The sequence below is a fragment of the Eubacterium sp. BIOML-A2 genome (assembly GCF_009680135.1).
GTDB classification, from domain to species: domain Bacteria; phylum Bacillota; class Clostridia; order Lachnospirales; family Lachnospiraceae; genus Faecalicatena; species Faecalicatena contortus_B.
The window spans coordinates 23,867-43,024 of record NZ_WKZK01000022.1; the positions used below are offsets into that span (position 1 = coordinate 23,867).

Annotated in this window: 15 protein-coding genes; all 15 read left to right on the forward strand. The window is 42.4% G+C overall.

Going from position 1 to position 19,158, the window contains the following annotated elements:
* The first annotated feature begins 14 nt into the window (after nucleotides 1-14).
* The 15 genes from GKG43_RS09770 to glmS all read left to right on the forward strand — a co-directional run bounded on the left by GKG43_RS09770 (nucleotide 15) and on the right by glmS (nucleotide 19,062).
* Complete coding sequence (locus GKG43_RS09770; protein WP_025655660.1) at nucleotides 15-290, forward strand: HPr family phosphocarrier protein; 276 nt, start codon at nucleotides 15-17, stop codon at nucleotides 288-290.
* Between the two features lie 38 nt (nucleotides 291-328).
* On the forward strand, nucleotides 329-1,243 hold the full coding sequence (locus GKG43_RS09775; RefSeq protein WP_055153063.1) for a sugar phosphate nucleotidyltransferase: 915 nt from the start codon (nucleotides 329-331) through the stop codon (nucleotides 1,241-1,243).
* 140 nt (nucleotides 1,244-1,383) lie between these two features.
* Complete coding sequence (locus tag GKG43_RS09780; RefSeq protein ID WP_050640936.1) at nucleotides 1,384-2,970, forward strand: S-layer homology domain-containing protein; 1,587 nt, start codon at nucleotides 1,384-1,386, stop codon at nucleotides 2,968-2,970.
* 15 nt (nucleotides 2,971-2,985) lie between these two features.
* Nucleotides 2,986-3,972, forward strand: coding sequence for a glycosyltransferase family 2 protein (locus tag GKG43_RS09785; RefSeq protein WP_050640935.1), 987 nt, complete (start codon nucleotides 2,986-2,988; stop codon nucleotides 3,970-3,972).
* Nucleotides 3,973-4,048: 76 nt separating this feature from the next.
* Nucleotides 4,049-5,578, forward strand: a complete 1,530-nt coding sequence (locus GKG43_RS09790) for a glucosyltransferase domain-containing protein (protein WP_055153059.1) — start codon at nucleotides 4,049-4,051, stop codon at nucleotides 5,576-5,578.
* 247 nt (nucleotides 5,579-5,825) lie between these two features.
* The gene (locus GKG43_RS09795) at nucleotides 5,826-7,229 is read left to right on the forward strand and encodes an undecaprenyl-phosphate glucose phosphotransferase (RefSeq protein ID WP_050640933.1); all 1,404 of its coding nucleotides are present in this window, start codon (nucleotides 5,826-5,828) and stop codon (nucleotides 7,227-7,229) included.
* A gap of 29 nt (nucleotides 7,230-7,258) precedes the next feature.
* On the forward strand, nucleotides 7,259-8,488 hold the full coding sequence (locus GKG43_RS09800) for an LCP family protein (RefSeq protein ID WP_129879046.1): 1,230 nt from the start codon (nucleotides 7,259-7,261) through the stop codon (nucleotides 8,486-8,488).
* An 11-nt stretch (nucleotides 8,489-8,499) separates the two neighbouring features.
* Nucleotides 8,500-9,417, forward strand: coding sequence for a glycosyltransferase family 2 protein (locus tag GKG43_RS09805; protein ID WP_129879047.1), 918 nt, complete (start codon nucleotides 8,500-8,502; stop codon nucleotides 9,415-9,417).
* A 95-nt stretch (nucleotides 9,418-9,512) separates the two neighbouring features.
* A complete protein-coding gene (locus tag GKG43_RS09810; RefSeq protein WP_050640930.1) occupies nucleotides 9,513-10,838 on the forward strand; it encodes an LCP family protein in 1,326 nt (441 codons plus the stop codon).
* Nucleotides 10,839-10,841: 3 nt separating this feature from the next.
* Nucleotides 10,842-12,290, forward strand: coding sequence for a cohesin domain-containing protein (locus tag GKG43_RS09815; protein ID WP_055153053.1), 1,449 nt, complete (start codon nucleotides 10,842-10,844; stop codon nucleotides 12,288-12,290).
* A 215-nt stretch (nucleotides 12,291-12,505) separates the two neighbouring features.
* On the forward strand, nucleotides 12,506-13,282 hold the full coding sequence (locus GKG43_RS09820) for an ABC transporter permease (protein WP_129879048.1): 777 nt from the start codon (nucleotides 12,506-12,508) through the stop codon (nucleotides 13,280-13,282).
* A 9-nt stretch (nucleotides 13,283-13,291) separates the two neighbouring features.
* Nucleotides 13,292-14,029, forward strand: a complete 738-nt coding sequence (locus GKG43_RS09825) for an ABC transporter ATP-binding protein (RefSeq protein WP_129879049.1) — start codon at nucleotides 13,292-13,294, stop codon at nucleotides 14,027-14,029.
* 19 nt (nucleotides 14,030-14,048) lie between these two features.
* Nucleotides 14,049-14,642, forward strand: coding sequence for a hypothetical protein (locus GKG43_RS09830; RefSeq protein WP_050640926.1), 594 nt, complete (start codon nucleotides 14,049-14,051; stop codon nucleotides 14,640-14,642).
* A gap of 25 nt (nucleotides 14,643-14,667) precedes the next feature.
* Nucleotides 14,668-17,157, forward strand: coding sequence for a glycosyltransferase family 2 protein (locus GKG43_RS09835; protein ID WP_083487070.1), 2,490 nt, complete (start codon nucleotides 14,668-14,670; stop codon nucleotides 17,155-17,157).
* A gap of 78 nt (nucleotides 17,158-17,235) precedes the next feature.
* Nucleotides 17,236-19,062 (forward strand): glutamine--fructose-6-phosphate transaminase (isomerizing), encoded by a 1,827-nt coding sequence (gene glmS, locus GKG43_RS09840; RefSeq protein ID WP_129879050.1) that lies wholly within the window; start codon nucleotides 17,236-17,238, stop codon nucleotides 19,060-19,062.
* Nucleotides 19,063-19,158 lie beyond the last annotated feature (96 nt).

A 19,158-nucleotide genomic window follows, 5' to 3' on the forward strand; every position in this document is an offset into this window, starting at 1 on the left:
AGGAGAGAGTTCACATGGTAAGCGAAAAAGTTACGATAAAGAACCCTACAGGCCTGCATCTCAGGCCCGCAGGCCTGTTCTGCAGAACTGCCATGCAATATGGCAGCAAGATTACGGTGGAGAAGAAAACAAAGTCCGAGGATGTAACAGCGAATGCCAAAAGCGTGTTAAGCGTGCTTGGCGCCTGCATTAAAAGCGGAGATGAGATTCGGATTATCTGTGAAGGAGACGACGAGGAAACCGCACTCCGGGAGATGGTACGTATTGTAGAAGATGGTTTGGGAGAATAGAATACAGTCTATGATAAGGCAGAAATAAGGAGAAAAAGATGAGTAAAGCTACATTAGTGATTATGGCGGCTGGTATTGGAAGCAGATTCGGCGGGGGCATTAAGCAGCTGGAGCCGGTTGGGCCGAACGGTGAGATTATCATGGATTATTCGATCTATGATGCCATGGAGGCAGGATTTGACAAAGTTGTATTTGTAATCAGACGGGATCTGGAAAAAGATTTTAAGGAAGTGATTGGAAACAGGATTGAGAAGGTAATCGATGTCGATTATGCCTTCCAGGAGGTGGATGATATTCCAGAGCCTTATAAAGAGCGGTTTGCCGGAAGAACAAAGCCATGGGGAACCGGTCAGGCGATTCTCTGCTGCAAGGATGTGGTGGACGCGCCGTTTCTTGTGATCAATGCGGATGATTATTACGGTAAGCAGGCATTCAAAGAAGGGTTTGAATATCTCACGGCGGAGTCCCGAAGCGATGGTATGGAGATCTGCATGATCAGTTTTGTGTTAAAAAATACACTGAGCGACAATGGGGCAGTGACCCGCGGTGTATGCAGCGTGGATGAAAATGGCATGCTTGCAGACATCGAGGAGACCCATAACATCGAAAAAGTTGACGGCCGGGCGGTCGTGCAGAAGGAATGCGGCAGCCGGGAGATTGATGTGGAGTCTCCGGTTTCCATGAACATGTGGGGACTGAGGCCGGACTTCTTCCAGATACTTGTGGATGGTTTTGAAGAGTTTTTGAGTATGACAGATGAGGAGAACCTAAAAGCCGAATACCTCCTTCCAACGATTATAGGGGAGCTGCTGGGAGAAGGAAAACTGGCCGTTAAGGTGCTGAAGTCCGGGGATAAATGGTTTGGAGTAACTTATAAGGAAGATAAAGATGCTGTGGTTTCAGCGGTAAGGGGACTTGTTGATGCGGGAGTATATCCGGAGAAGTTATTTTAGAATTGAGTGAGAAGAAGGCATGTGTATCCATAAAAAAGGATGCATATGCCTTTGTGCTTGAAGTGTTCTATTGACAAGGGCAGGAAAAAGTATATATACTTAGCAGGTGGCAATTGTTAACTACAGAGAGGAGATGCTAGATGTTAAAACACATAAGAAGATTAATTGCGGCGGTACTTGGTATTGGTATGATAACGCTCGGAGCACCGGTCAGTGGGACGATTAGCAATGCAGCAGCGATGGGCGGAGATCCGATAGCACAGGATATTCAGAATATAGATGGCAGTGAACCGGACGGGGGCTACTGCGAATACACAGACAATAATGTGGAAAAGGCAGCGGGGGATGAAGCAGCAGATAACGGCGCTGATTTTGCAGCAAATAGTGATCAGTCTACATCTGAAAATTCTGGCAATTCAGAAGGCGGTGAAGCTCAAACAGAAGACGGGGGAAAACGTGAGAACAGCTGGAGGTATGAGGACGGAAGTCCGATTCCGGGGATTGAGCTTTACGCACAGCATCCTAATGCATGGGAAAAGGTGAATGGTGTTTATGTCAACAATACCGGAAATATAATTGTGGGGGCAGCGAAAAAGGGGATTGATGTCAGTGAACATCAGGGAATAATCGATTGGAATAAAGTGAAGAGTGATGGCATTGATTTTGCCATACTGCGTTGTGGATACGGTGATGATTATTCATACCAGGACGATGCACAGTGGGCAAGAAATGTATCAGAATGCGAACGCCTTGGAATACCATATGGAGTATATATTTATTCCTATGCGACCGATATCACAATGGCGAAAAGTGAGGCAGCGCATGTTCTGCGCCTTTTAAGGGGACATACACCATCCTATCCGGTATATCTGGATATGGAAGACAGTTCCACAGCAGGCGTCGGAACAAAGATGCTGGGCAGTATAGCAAAAACTTTCTGTGATACAATTTCAAATGCAGGTTACAAAACAGGAATATATGCAAATCTGGACTGGTGGAGCAGGCTTTTGACAGATCCTGTATTCAATAACAGTTCATGGTCGAAATGGGTTGCACAATATAATACTACCTGTGATTACAGCGGAAATTACGACATATGGCAGTGTACCTCTTCAGGGAAAGTGGATGGAATCAGCGGAAATGTGGATCTGAATTTCTGGATGGATGATACCCTGCCTTTTAAAGATTTAAGCAAGGACAGCTGGTGTTATGATGCTGTTTATTATATGTACTGGAATGGATTGATGACGGGGCTGAATTCCACCACATTCGGTGCCTCTGAAAAAGTGAGCAGAGGGCAGTTCGTAACAATACTGTATCGTATGGCAGGGTCACCGGAGGTGTCATATTCACCCAGATTTCCAGATGTAAAGAATAATGAGTTTTATACAAGCGGGGCTTTATGGGCGTCATCGGCAGGAATTACTACGGGATATGAAAACGGATATTTCGGACCGGGAGATGAAATCACGCGTGAACAGCTGGCAGTTATGCTGAATAGATATGCAAAATACAGAGGTTATAATGTATCAGCTGGCGGCAGTCTGGATCAATTCCCAGACGGGAAAATGACAAGCCAGTTTGCAATGGAAGCGGTTAAATGGGCCGTAGGAGCAGGCATTATAAGCGGAAACGGTGATGGTTCACTGGCCCCGGGCAGCTCGACTGACCGTGCAGCGTGTGCGACGATGCTGATGCGCTACATGACAGGAATAGAAAAAAGATAAAAGTGAGGATATGTAATGGAAGTTACAATTATCATTCCAAATTATAATGGCAGGCATTTTATGGAGCCATGTTTGAAATCTCTGGCAAGGCAAAGCTATCAAGATTTCAGGATACTTGTTGTAGACAACGGTTCGACGGACGGAAGCCTGGATTATATGAGAAGCTCATATCCAAACATACAAGTAGAAGCGCTTGATAAAAATTATGGATTCAGTTATGCTGTGAATAAGGGCATAAAGATGTCTGATACCCCCTATGTAATACTTCTGAATAATGATACAGTTGTTGAAAAACATTACGTAGAGGAAATGGTCAAGGCAATGAAACGAAGCTGTAAGATTTTTTCGGTGAGCAGCAAGATGATCCAATTATACCACCCGGATCTGATCGACAGTGCAGGGGATCTGTATACACTGCTGGGCTGGGGGATCTGCCGCGGAGTAAGTCGGTCAGTAAAGAATTATAGGAAGACAGACCAGATTTTTTCTGCCTGCGCAGGAGCTGCAATATACCGGAAATCTGTTTTCGAAAAAATAGGTTATTTTGATGAAAGCCATTTTGCATATTTAGAGGATATAGACATAGGCTACCGAGCAAAAATTTACGGATATAAAAATACTTACTGTCCAACAGCGCTGGTTCGCCATGTGGGCAGTGGTACAAGTGGATCAAAGTATAACACGTTTAAAGTAAAACTGTCTGCAAGAAACAGTATTTATCTAAATTACAAAAATATGCCAGTATTTCAGTTGGCATTGAATTTTCTGCCGTTGACGGCAGGTTACGTAATGAAGTATCTGTTTTTCTGTAAAAATGGATTTGGAAAGGATTACCGTGATGGACTTAAAGAAGGACTGAAAACTTTGAATATGTGCCGAAAAGTGCCGTTCCAGTGGAAATTCTTTTTCCATTATTGCCGGATAGAATGGGAACTTTTTGTGAATACATGGGCTTATGCCGCAGACTGGGGACAAAGAAAACTGAAAAAGAAGTCTAAATAGACAGTGACATAAGAGTAGGGCCGGAGTCTGGAGTGTTTCACCACTGCAGACTCCGGTTTATCAGGAGAACTATAAGATGAGAGTGAATGATTTTTTTAAGAAAAACAGGACTGTTTTTATTGCTGCGGGTATTTTATCATTTCTGTGTTTTATTTATATGCTTGTAAATCCGGGGGTATCAATTGATGAAGAAACCTGGATACAGATTGAGGAACCTTTTACTAAATGGTTTGTCCAGGGTAGATGGGGAATTGATTTATTTAACTTTCTTTCCATGGATAATGGGCGGTATGCGCCAGTTTTATGGGATATCCTTGCTATTATCTTATGGAACGCAGGTGGAGCACTGTTTGGCTTCACCTTATTTGGAGATAAAGCAAAAAAAGTTCCGCTGTTTTTTTTTCAGGCTTACTTCTGCTCTTTACCGTTTGTGATGGGTGAAATGTTCTCTTTTTCTATGTTCAGTTTACAGATTGCGTCAGGGATGTTGTGTACAGCAGTGGGATTTATGTTCAGTGTTGAGGCAATTGAAGAGAAATGCCGAAGAAAATGGTTGTATGCATTGATTATGCTGATTTATGCGTTTGCTGTTTATCAGGCTTACACCTGTGTTTACGTGACTGCGGTTGTGGCGTATTGCCTGAAAAATTATCTGGATGGTATGGATGGCCTCGGGAAAAAACTTGTGAGATGGGCCGGCGTATTTGCTGCCGGCCTTGCGGGGTATTATGGTATTAATCTTCTGCTAATGAAATTATTCGGAGCATCTACTTATCTGGCAGATAATTACGTGGGATGGTTTGAGGAGGGCGGTATTGGGAAGGCTCTGTTTATGGCACTGGCTAATGTTGCAAGGGTATCTTTTGCAATTCCGGTTGGTGAAGAGTACATATACGGCGGCGAAGTGATCCGGATAGTTACTGTTTTATTTGTAGTTTTTGCAGTGTGGAGTTTTCTGAAAGAAAAACATGCGGTAAGGAGGCTGGGCATTCTGTTTTTTACAGTCGCGCTGACGGCCGCCCCCTTTATATTATATCTGGCCCTCGGCACCTACAAGACGCATGGCCGTACTCTGTTGGGACTGGCCCTTTCAGGTGCTGTTGAAATGTATCTGATCCTCTCTGTTTTGAAGAAGCCACTGCTTAAGCGGCTGGGGATGATTGGCGGGGCCTACTTGCTGTTTTTAAATGCGAAAAATATGAATATGCTTTTTTACTCGGCAAATGTGGCCTATGAATATGACAAAAATGTTGCGAACCAGGTGATGTACGATATCAAAAGCCAGGGGATTGAGTATGACAAGAAAGCAGTTGTGTTTATTGGAATGGAACCTATGGATGACGTAGGGCTCGTAAAGTCAGACACTGTCGGCAGCGCCATCTTTGAATGGGATGACGGAAATATCTCCAGGATGTGTAATTTTATGAAAACAGTAGGATATAGCCTGAACCAGCCGACACCGGGGCAGATAGAGCATGCTTTAGAGTTGACACCGGGAATGGAGCCATGGCCCGGGGAGAATAGCATAAAGGAAACAGAAGACACCGTAATTATATATTTATCAGAACCGACGGACAAGTGGTACAAAATCAATCTGGGCCGGTAGTTGGCTATTCTGTAAAAACCGAATTATATTACGGAAATATTAAGCAAATGTTAAAGAACACATAGATTTCACTTGTCCTTTTACCGAAAGTATTGTATCATATAACAGATAATGTATAACCTAATCTATGAATTGAGATTCACTATTAAAGAATACCGCAGGGCATCTCGTAATACAAGTTCTGCGTGCGGGTCTGCGGCATAGCCGCAGTATATGGTATTATATATAAACGAGCAAGGTGAAAATAATGATTAAAGACAATCAGAAATATCTGAACCGGATGCAGGTGGTATTGGACGGGCTGGTCATCATAGCTTCTTATGCGCTTGCCTGGTATCTGCGATTCAGAAGCGGACTGATGGAGGTAGATGGCTGGTATCTGCCTTTTGAAATATATATGCGGGCGCTGACGTATATTGTTCCTGGATATTTGATCCTATATGGATGCTTTCAGGTGTACACACCAAGGCGTGTTCAAGGCAGAAGACTGGAAGCATGGCACATTACCCAGGCAAATGTGATAGGACTGCTGGGCTTCATCCTGATTCTTTACCTGACAAAGCAGCCCAACTTTTCACGAAAAATGATTTTCGTGTTTTTTGTGGTAAATGTTTTTCTGGAAGTTTTGTCCAGGAACCTGATAAGATATTTTCTTCGCAATATCAGAAGAAACGGATACAACCAGAAGCATATGATTCTGGTTGGTTACAGCCGCGCTGCGGAACAATATATTGACCGGATAATGGCTAATCCGGAATGGGGATATTCCGTCAGAGGAATTCTGGATGACCATCAGCCGAGAGGCACGGAATATAAAGGCGTAAAAGTCATTGGAAGTATTGATAATCTTCTTATTATTCTGCCTCAAAACAGAGTGGATGAGATCGCTATAACTCTTGGCATTGACGAGTATCATAAGCTTGAATATATTGTAAACATGTGTGAAAAATCAGGTGTGCATACAAAATTCATTCCTGACTATAATAATATTATTCCAACAAAGCCATATACTGAGGATCTGCTAGGGCTGCCGGTGATTAACATCAGGCGTGTTCCTCTGAACAATACCGTGAATAAAGTGGTGAAAAGAAGCGTCGATATTTTTGGCGCGGTTGTGGCAATTATATTATTTTCACCCATTATGCTGTTTACTGCACTGGCAATTAAAGTGACATCCCCCGGTCCGCTTATTTTTAATCAGGAAAGAGTGGGACTGCAGAACAAACCCTTCGCCATGTATAAATTCCGCTCTATGGTAGTGCAGGAGGCAGAAAAAGAGAAAAGCAGATGGACTACTAAAAATGATCCCAGAGTAACAACCGTAGGTAAGTTTATTCGCAAAACAAGCATTGATGAACTCCCACAACTTTTTAACGTTTTGAAAGGCGATATGAGCCTGGTCGGCCCCAGGCCTGAACGGCCGCTTTTTGTCGAAAAGTTCAGGGAGGAAATACCCAGATACATGGTAAAACACCAGGTACGACCCGGCCTGACAGGATGGGCACAGGTGAACGGCCTGAGGGGAGATACTTCCATTAGAAAGCGTATAGAATACGATTTGTACTATATTGAGAACTGGACGATAGGATTTGATTTTAAAATATTGTTCCTGACGTTTTTTAAGGGTTTTGTAAACAAAAATGCCTATTAGGCAGAGATCAATTTTAAGGGGAAGTGAAAATGGCTAGAAAAAAATCCAAGGGTAAACTGACAAAGCAGCAGCGTGCTTTGTTACATAAGAAAAAGATGAGAAAAAGAATTATACTGCTTGTAGTTGAAATTATTCTTCTTCTTGTTTTGGGAGCAGCAGCTTATGCAATGTCCAAATTGGACAAACTGGATTTTAAGACGGTTGACACCTCAAACCTGGAGATCTATCAGGATACGGGAGAATTTACCAATATCGCGCTGTTCGGACTTGACTCCAGAGAAGGAGAACTGGACGGTGGAGTAAGAAGCGACAGTATGATGATCGCAAGCATTGACAATAAAACAAAAAATGTAAAAGTTGTATCTGTATTCAGGGATACATTGACCCAGCAGGACGACGGGACATACGAGAAGGCGAACGCCGCATATTCATTTGGAGGCCCGGAGGAGGCAATAGCACTGCTGAACCGGAATTTTGACCTGGATATCAGCAAGTATATGAGTGTGAATTTTAATGCCCTGGCAGATGTGATTGATTTACTTGGAGGTATCGAAATCGATCTGACTGCCGAGGAAGTATTTTGGACAAATGGATATTGTACGGAAACTTCACAGGTAGTAGGAAGAAAAACAACAGAACTGACCCAGCCTGGAAATCAGCTTTTAGATGGGATTCAGGCAGTTTCATATGCAAGAATAAGATATACAGAGGGGGATGATTATAAACGTGCCGAGCGGCAGAGAACTGTTCTGCAGAAGGTGGTTGATAAGTCGAAGAGCGCGAGCCTGTCTACTTTGAATAAAATTATTGACCAGGTACTTCCACAGGTTTCGACTAATTTGTCTACCAGCGATTTTGTAGGTCTGGCAGCAAGTGCTGCAAGGTATACAATCGGTGAAATGTCGGGATTTCCGTTTGATGTTACCACATCGGAAGAAGTAAGCGGGCTAGAGGGTTTTTTTGTCGTATCAATTGGTTTTGCTGATAATGTGAGACAGCTCCACAAGTTCTTGTTTGGTGTGGATAATTATCAGGTATCTGACAAGGTGCTGCAGATTGACAGTGATGTAGCTTATCTGACAGGAATCGCTGGTTCTTACGATGATAACGCCGGCGGTGCAGAAGACACGGATACTGCAGGCGGAACCGGAAGCACAGATGCCTATGGATCTACAGATACCCAGGATAATGGAGATTATGGATATACGGATGGCTCAGATAGCAGTGGCGCTGATTACGGAGATGCTGCAGGATATTAGGAGAAGTAATTATGAACACACCCACAGTAGATATTATTATTCCCGCTTACAAACCGGATATAAAATTTGAAAAGCTGATCAGAGGGCTGAAAAGGCAGTCATATCCCATACAGAATATTTTTATTATCCATACAAAAGGGGGACGATTTCCCTGGGAAGCTGTGGGACCGGACAGCAAGGTGACAGTGAAAGAGATTGAGAAGGAAGCGTTTGACCACGGAGGGACCCGCCGGATGGCTGCGGGTTTAAGTAAAGCCGATATTTTTATCTGTATGACCCAGGATGCCGTTCCGGCAGACCGTGATCTTATATTGCATCTTTCTGAGGCCTTTAAGGATGATAAAGTCGCCTGTGCCTATGCAAGGCAGTTGCCGGACGAGAAGTGTGATGTGATTGAACGCTATACGAGAAGCTTTAATTATCCGGCAGAAGGTTGTATAAAAGATTTAAATTCGGTTGATAAAATAGGGGTAAAAGCATTTTTTTGTTCTAATGTATGTGCGGCATACAGAAGAACCTATTATGATGAGCTGGGGGGGTTTGTGAAAAAGGCAATTTTTAATGAAGATATGATTATGGCTGGGAGAATGCTGAAGGCGGGGTACAGTTGTGTATATGCATCGGAAGCAAAGGTGATTCACTCACATAATTATTCTTGTATTCAACAGTTCAAGAGAAATTTTGATGTTGCTGTTTCACAGGTTGATAATCCAGATATATTTGGCGGCATTAAGTCTGAGAGTGAAGGAATCAGACTGGTGAGAGATACGGCAGGATACCTTATTAAGATAAGGAGCCCCTGGCTGATTGTGCCGCTTGTAATAAAAAGTGGGTTTAAGTACCTGGGGTATAAACTGGGACAGCGTTATAAGCATCTTCCACAAAGGCTAGTAGTAAAGCTCTCCTCAAATCCTAAATATTGGAATTGAAGCAGGAAGAATACGGAAATTAAGATTGAAGTTTAGCTGGAAGTATTGTATGATTAATTGTGATCATGAATTCAATATTTTAGGAAGGATTTACAATGGCGAGAAAAAAGAATATAAGAAGACGCAGAAGAAGAGCGAAGAGAGGATTTGCATCTTGGGCAGTATGGAAGAAAGCACTGGCTATCGCTGGGGGGACTGTTATCCTGCTGACAACTGCCGGAGTAGCCTTTGCGGCATCAAAGCTCAATAAGATAGAAACCACAAAGCTGGATGCATCAAAGCTGAATATATCGACAGAAGTTGAGCATAATGAAACTGGATATTTGAATGTGGCGTTGTTCGGCCTTGATACCAGGCCGGGAAATCCCGAAGAGGGGGAACGAAGTGACACTATCATTATAGCAAGCCTGAACCGTGAGAATAAAGAAGTCAGATTATGTTCCGTATTCAGGGATACACTGCTTCAGCAGGAGGACGGATCATACAATAAAGCAAATGCAGCTTATTCTTTTGGGGGTCCTGAAGAGGCTGTAGCCATGCTGAATAAAAATCTGGATATGGACATACAGCATTATGCAACGGTTAATTTTAATGCGCTGGTCGATGTTATAGATGCACTGGGCGGCATTGAGCTGGATCTTACGTCAGAAGAAGTTTTCTGGACTAACGGCTACTGCACGGAAACATCAAGGGTAACAGGTAAGACGACCACCGAACTGACGCAGCCCGGCAAACAGATACTGGATGGAGTACAGGCCACATCTTATTGCAGAATCCGCTATACACAGGGCGATGATTTCAAGCGGGCAGAGAGGCAGCGCACGGTATTGGAACAGATTGTAAAGAAAGCTCAGACAGCTGATCTTACTACTATCAATAAGATCATTGATAAAGTATTTCCGATGATTGAAACTAATTTTTCACTGACAGAAATTTTAGCATATGCAAAAGATGCTTTTGAATATAATTTAACAGATATGAGTGGTTTCCCGTTCGATAAATCTACTGCAAGTTTATCCGGGGTAGGCAGTTCAGTGGTACCGGAGACACTGCAGAGTAATGTCCTTTTGCTGCATGAATTTTTCTTTGGTGATGATGGATACAGTCCGTCCTCTACTGTAACTGAGATAAGTACCGAGATAGGCAGTTATGCTACGAATATAATTTCGGATGAAGAGGCCGCAGCTTACGAACCACAAGAGGGCAGCTATTATTATAATGATGCACCCCAGGGAAATGATGATGGAAGTGCAGGGAATACGGACGTTACCGGCGGAAGTACAGGGAATACAGATGGCACTGGCGGCAGCAGCGTACCGGAAAGCGGAGAAAACAGTTCTGGAACAGGTGGAAATACCGAGTATCCTGAGAGCGAAGCCGAAGGCGGAACTTCAGACCAGTTAAGTGGAGCAGTACAATAAAAGATGGCAAAAGAGGTAGATAAGATGGAAAAAGCATTTAAAAAGATAGGAACCGCAATATTGACATTGTGCCTGACGGTTTCATGTTTTTCGTTTGTTGCATTGGCGGCAGAAGGTTCTCTGCAGTTTTCAGACCCCTCAGCGGCGGCAGGAGAAAATGTTACGGTCACAGCAAAGGTGATATCCGGCGCAGAAGGCGTTGCTGTGGGCGACACGGATATTACAGTCACTTATGATCCTTCTATATTAAAATTTGTAAGTGGAACAAATGCAACTGGCGGCGACGGTACAGTCAAATTGTCTGCAAAGGGTGACGGGACTTCGATGGAAGTAAGTTACTCTATGGAGTTTACGGCCCTGAAAGAAGGGACTGCTACACTTGAGGTAAAAGAATATACGGCATATCTGGCCAATGACGAAGCTCTTAATCTTACTTTAGGTACTTCACAGGTGACCATACAGGGTGGTACGCCGGTTCCTGAGGAAGAAGCAGGTGAAAACGAAGGCCAGGCAGGTTCAGACGGGCTAAAGGTAACCGTAGACGGGAAAGAGTATACGGTAAATGCAAACTTTTCAGAGGCGGTGATCCCAAATGGATTTGCGGCAGCGGATACGGAACTGGACGGTCAGAAGACGAAGGCAATGCTTCAGGAGACCAGTGGGCAGTATATATTCTATTTGCAGGACAGCGACGGCAATTCTGACTATTTTCTTTACAGCAGTGACGATGGCTCTTTTTCACAGACAGCGGTAGTGGACGTTAATTCTTCACTTTCCATTTTTTTGATGGACCACAAGGACAAAGAAGGTCTGCCGGAAGAGTATAAAGAGACAACAACGGATATTGGTGGAAAGGTGTTTACTGCATGGCAGAATACATCTGAAAAAGAGTATTATTTAGTATATGCACTCAGCAGTGAGGGTACCAAAGGATATTACCAATATGATACTACAGAGAAGACCTACCAGAGATATACGCTTCCAGTGGTAGAGAAAAAAGAGAGCAGCAATACGCTGACTGATAAGCTTACAAACTTTATAAATAAATATATGACAATTATATTATGCGCTGTATGGGGCGTGTTTCTTATCATGCTGATTATCATAATCGTCCTGGGCGTAAAACTGAGCCGCAGGAATCAGGAGTTGGACGACCTGTATGATGAATATGACATTGATGGGGATGAGCCGGATGATATGCCGAAGTCAAGAAAGAGGGACAGAGATCAGTTTGTCGGTTTCCAGGAAGATAAGGAAGAATATGATGACGATTATGACGATGATTATGACGACGATTTCGAAGAATATGACGAAGACTTCAATGACGAATATGAGGATGACGATGATTCCTATGATGACGAATTTGAAGAATATGAAGAAGAAACACCCTCAGTCAGAAACAGAAAGAAAAAAGATGACGATGATTATTCAGTAGATTTTATTGATTTGTAACAGTCTGTTGAATGTATCAAAGAGAATGGCTGGGAAAACCAGCCATTTTTCATGATACAGAAAACGTTGCTCTATATGGAACAGGGTGCTATAATAGATAAGAAAAATTTGCGGAAGAACCTGGCAGTATCCCGGGATGCTGCCAGTTCGCGTTATTCTGCAGGGTATCTCCTGATAGATTCAACTACCGCAAAAGAAGAGGAGAAGTAACTGTTTTGTCAAGATATATTCAAAATTTTTTGAAATTTAAACCTCTGTTGGGGGAACTGGTTGCAAGGGATATTAAAATTAAATATAGAAGGTCTGTTCTGGGTGTACTATGGACCTTACTAAATCCACTCTGTATGATGATTATTTTGTCCGTGGTCTTTTCAAATCTGTTTAAATTCGATATTGAAAATTTCCCATTATATATTCTAAGCGGTCAGGTGATTTTTAATTTTTATTCAGATGCTACATCGGGTGCTATGTCGGCTATAATAGGAAGTGCAGCGTTAATTAAAAAGGTGTACGTTCCTAAATACTTATTTGTTCTGTCCAGAGTTTTTTCCAGCACGATTAATCTGATGGCATCCTTTACAGCGATGCTGATTGTTATGGTGGCAACAAGAACAGAGCTTCACTGGACAGCCTTTTTATTCCCCATACCGTTGATCCTGCTGGTACTCTTTTCATTAGGAATCGGTCTGATTCTGTCAGCAGTAACAGTTAAATTCAGAGACATTATACATTTATATGGAGTTTTTGTAACAGGTCTGTTGTATTTAACACCTGTTATTTATCCGATGTCGATTTTACCTGACTGGTTATATAAAGTGGTCATGCTGAACCCATTGACTAATATTTTAATGATGTTCCGTGATGTGATGTTAAACAACAGTATGTTTAGCTTATCTTCATTTTTGATTGCACTTTTTGAGGCATGCTTGTCTTTGGGGATTGGTCTGTACGTCTTTTATAAAAATCAGGATAAGTTTATTTTAAATATTTAGGAGTTGAGTATGGATAGGAAAACAGTGGTAAAAGTAGAAAATGTATCAATGAAGTTTAACCTTTCATCTGAAAAGTTTGACAGCTTTAAGGAATATATTATAAAGAGCATTAAAAATCAGGTATCTTTTGATGAATTTTGGGCGCTGAAAGATATATCTTTTGAGGTTGTGCAGGGAGACTCTCTGGGACTGATTGGTCTCAATGGCAGCGGGAAGAGTACGATGCTTAAAACAATAGCCGGGGTATTAAAACCTACCCAGGGTTCCGTGGCAGTCTATGGGAATGTGGCCCCGTTAATTGAACTTGGTGCAGGATTTGATTTTGATCTGACGGCCAAGGAGAACGTTTATCTGAATGGGGCACTTTTGGGATACTCAAGGAAAGTGATGGAGGGGTATTACGACGACATCGTGGAGTTTTCCGAGCTGCATGACTTTATGGATGTACCGGTTAAGAATTTTTCTTCAGGAATGGTGTCCCGGCTTGCGTTTGCTATAGCAACGATCGGTACGCCGGATATATTGATTGTGGATGAGGTGCTGTCTGTCGGAGATTTTCGTTTTCAGCAAAAGTGTGAGGAGCGGATTCACCACATGATGGATTCCGGGACAACAATCTTGTTTGTATCCCACAGCATTGAGCAGGTAAAATCTATCTGCAACAAGATTGTCTGGCTTGAAAAGGGAAAGCTCAGAAAATTTGGAGATGCAGAGAAAATCTGTGAAGAATATAGTAAATGCTATTGATAAGTGCTGAGGAGATAAGATGAAAAAAGTAAAAAGTCTGATTATAATTGTTCTTATACTCGCGGCTGCATTTTTGTATGCCCATATAGGAAAAAATAATCTGGTATATGATAAGAATGTGGATAACAGTCAGTATATTCCAACAGGAGCTGTAGCGGAAATAGAGCAGACTTTTGTAAGTCAGGAGGAGACACTGGATGGAATTCGTGCCAAGTGCCAAGTGATTGGGAATGTTACGGGAATGAAAGTAAAATATTCATTGATAAACATGAATGACGGCAAGCTAGAGGCACAGGGCACTGCGGATGCTGAAAAAATAACAAATGGACGCTTTTATTATTTTAAATTTGACACTGTGAAAAATTGTAAGGGGAATACGTACAAAATAATTTTTGAGAACGAAAGTGTGGATGAATCTAAGGGAATAGGGTTTAGTTTTCAGCCTGAAACAGAAGCAGGAACGGAACTCACAATTAAAGGCGTAAGTACAACAGGAACAATGATTCTTAAAGCAGTAACAGAAAGATTTGATCTGGAGACCTTTATTGTCCTGTTGGTATTTATATTATATGTAGCAGTGTTCATTAAGTTTTTGTATAGGTTATTCAAATAGGCAGATTCAGAAAGAGAAGGATTGTATGGATTTTAAATATTATATTGATCAAAAAAAGTTCAGAATAAAACCGGCAGAAAGATATATTCGTGTAAATGGATGGTGTTTTGAGAAAAAAGGAAAGCCGTTTACCTACGAATCAGAAGTGAATGGTAAAGTGGTGGAGAGCAGAATTAAAAAAATTGTACGTCCTGACGTACAAAGCAAGTTTAACGGAAAGTATAGTCCGGCTGCAGATACCGGGTTTCACATAAAGACTTATGTCGAAAATGGTGTTACTCCGGAAAGCTATCGTCTTTACATCCGCCGGGGCAGTTACAGAAAATGTATTGTCTCCATGGACCGTAAAGAGATCATTGCTTTAAAGGATGAGAGTACGATTTCTTACAATATTGACTGGGTGCATGTTGAGCCGCTGAAAATCATACTATCAGGATGGGCAGTATCTACATCGGGTACAGATAAGGTGCATGTCAGTGTAAGGGATGATATGGGCAAGGCTCTAAAAGTAAAAATGCAGAGGACAAAGCGCAAAGATGTAGAGGATGCAGGGCTCATTGAGGCGCACAATGTGGAATGCGGATTTATAGTTGAATTTATATGCGATCCAGGAAAATGCTATACACTGGTTATAGAAGACGGGGTGAAACGGAAAAAGATCCGGCTTGATCCGGTAAAACTTAAAAAGTACGAGAGAGCACAGCGCAGCAAGCAGTTTGCAGTACGGTTTGTAAAGGCATTAAATAAAAAGAACATAGAAAAAGGGATGAAGTACCTTCGGAAAAATGGATTGCATGGATTGAAGGATCACATTTTGTCCTGTGTAAATGCACAGGGGAAACCATATCAACAGTGGTTTGAGGAAAATAAAGCAACAGAAGCAGATTTGAAAAAGCAGAGAGAGACCATATTTGCATGGCAGCCGAAAGTCAGTATTATTGTTCCCACTTATAAAACTCCGGAGATTTTTTTACGGGAGATGATTGATTCTGTCAGGAATCAGTCCTATCAGAACTGGGAGTTGTGTATTGCCGACGGAAGCGGTGGTGACGAAAACGTAGAAAGAATTCTTGAGGAGTATGCTGTCATGGACAGCAGAATCAAATATTGTTTACTAAAAGAAAATCTTGGTATTTCAGGAAATACAAATGCAGCGCTGGATTTAGTGAGCGGAGATTATGTGGGGCTGTTTGACCATGATGACGTACTGACACCGGATGCCCTTTTTGAAGTGGCAAGTGCATTACAGGAATACAGATACGATATACTCTATACAGATGAGGATAAGATGACAGGAGACGGTTCGGAGTTCAATGATCCGAATTTTAAGCCGGATTTCAGCATGGACTTATTCCGTTCCCATAATTATATTACGCATTTCTTCGTTGTTAAAACAGAAATTATTAAAAAGATTGGTGGGTTCAGAAGTGAATTTGACGGATCTCAAGATTATGATTTGATGTTCAGATGCATTGAAGAGTCTGATAAGATACGGCATATACCGAAAATATTATATCATTGGAGAATTCATATGAATTCTGTAGCCGGTGATCCTGCAAGCAAAATGTATGCATATGAAGCAGGAAAACATGCAATCGAAGAGCACTTAAAACGAGTTGGAATCGAAGCGTCTGTTGAGCACGTGGGACTGTGGGGAATGTACCATGTAAAATATGCGACTCCGGGAGATCCTAAAATATCTATTATTATACCAAATAAAGACCATATAGAGGACTTAGACCTCTGTATTAAATCAATTCAGAAACGGAGTATTTATAAAAATTACGAATTTATTATCATAGAAAACAACAGCAGCGAAAAGAAAACCTTTGAATATTATAAATATCTGGAAGAGCAATACTCCAATGTTAAAGTAGTATACTGGAAAGAAGGATTTAATTATTCTGCTATCAATAATTTTGGTGTACAGTATGCTGCCGGTGAATATCTGCTGTTTCTGAACAATGATACGGAGATGATAACAGAATCTGCGCTTTCAGAGATGCTTGGTATCTGTATGCGGAAGGATGTGGGAGCTGTAGGAGCGAAACTGCTGTATGCTGATGATACAGTACAGCATGCAGGGATAGTCATTGGTTTCGGAAATTATGCAGGACATGTACACGTAGGACTGAAGCGCGATGACTATGGATATATGGTGAGGGCCCGGATAAACTGCAACTATAGTGCGGTAACAGCCGCGTGCCTGATGACCAAGAAGGCCCTTTTTGAGGAGGTAGGCGGCTTTGACGAACAATTTGCTGTTGCCTGCAATGATGTGGATCTCTGCCTGAAATTAAGAAAAGCAGATAAACTGATAGTTTATAATGCATTTTCAGAGTGGCATCACTATGAATCAAAATCTAGAGGCTACGAAGATACTCCAGAAAAGTTAAAACGTTTTGAGAAAGAAGTAGAAAAATTTCAGAAGAAATGGCCGGAGATACTGGAAAATGGTGATCCGTTCTATAACCCTAATTTTGCAATTAACCAGGCGCCTTATACATTGCCGTAAGATGCAGAAAAAGTAAGAGTTCAGAATTGTCTGAACTATTGTACCAGATGAGTTAGACAGTATGAAGGGAGTTACATTATGTGTGGAATAGTTGGATATGTAGGTGAAAAACAGGCAGCCCCGATTTTGCTGGACGGTTTGGCAAAACTGGAATACCGCGGTTATGATTCCGCCGGCATTGCAGTATATGACGGGCAGGAGATCGAGATGAAGAAATCCAAGGGCCGCCTCAAGGTACTGAATGAGCTGACCCATGACGGGGCGACCCTGCCGGGAACGGTGGGAATCGGGCATACGAGATGGGCTACCCACGGGGAACCGTCCGATGTCAATGCACACCCGCATTTCAATAAAGAAGAGAGTATCATCGTTGTACACAATGGAATTATAGAGAATTATCTGAAACTGAAAAACAAACTGGTAAATAAAGGGTATGAATTTATATCGGATACGGATACGGAGGTGATCGCCCATCTGCTGGACTATTATTACCAGGGAAATCCGCTGCAGACGATCACGAAGATTATGCACCGTATGGAGGGATCCTATGCGCTGGGAATTATGTTTAAAGACCATCCGGATGAGCTTTATGCGGTACGCAAGGACAGTCCGCTTATTGTCGGCAAATCCGAGGGAGGCTGCATTATAGCATCCGATGTGCCGGCAGTGCTGAGGTATACGAGAGACGTCTATTTTATAGAAAACGAAGAAATTGTCAGAATGACCGCGGACTCCATGGAGTTTTTCAATGTGGATGAGGAACCGATTGAAAAGGAGTCCACCCATATCGAATGGGACGTGGATGCCGCCGAAAAAGGCGGATATGAGCACTTTATGCTGAAGGAGATGTATGAGCAGCCGAAAGCGATTACAGATACCTTTTCACCGCGCATCAAAGGCTGTGATATCGTGATCGAAGAGCTGAATATGACGGACGAGGAGATACAAAAGATCGACAAGATCATGATCGTAGCCTGCGGTTCCGCATACCATGCAGGGATGACCAGTAAATATGTATTCGAGGGAATGGCGAGGATTTCCGTGGAAGTGGACCTGGCCTCGGAGTACAGATACCGGGATCCCATCATTGAGGAGGGAACCCTGGTTGTTATCATCAGTCAGTCGGGTGAGACAGCAGATTCACTGGCGGCCCTGAGGGAGTCAAAGGCAAGAGGGGCCAAGGTTCTGGGAATCGTAAATGTGGTGGGAAGTTCCATTGCCAGGGAGGCCGATAATGTCATGTATACCTGGGCAGGACCAGAGATCGCGGTGGCTACCACCAAAGCATATTCCTGTCAGCTCATCGCGATGTATCTGCTGGCTATGAAATTTGCAAAAGTACGGGGAAAAATAACCGATGCGGAACTAAAGACGTATATTGAGGACTTGAAACGGATTCCGGATCAGGTAGAACTGCTTCTGAATAATAAAAACAGAATTCAGAAATTTGCCAATCGATATCTGGCGGCCAGAGATGTATTTTTTATCGGAAGGGGAATCGATTATTCGATTTCTATGGAAGGCTCCTTGAAATTGAAGGAAATTTCTTACATACACTCGGAAGCATATGCTGCAGGTGAGTTAAAACACGGTACGATCTCCCTGATTGAGGAGGGGACGCTTGTAGCCGCGGTTCTGACGCAGGAGAATTTGTATAAGAAGATGATCAGTAATATGGTGGAGGTCCGGACCCGGGGGGCGTTTGTTCTGGCTGTTACAAACGAGGGCAACGACGAGGTAGAGCGCGCAGCTGACTATGTAATCTATATACCGGAGACAAACCGTTATTTTACAAATTCCCTGGCTATCATCCCGCTTCAGCTGTTTGGATATTATATTTCTGTAGGCAGGGGCTGCGATGTGGATAAGCCGAGAAATCTCGCTAAATCGGTAACAGTTGAATAAAATAACTGCTGTTTCAAAATTTGTTAAATAAATAAACACAATTCCATCACAAAGAGCGGCTATTATATCAATATAAAATACAAGAGAAAGAAGGTA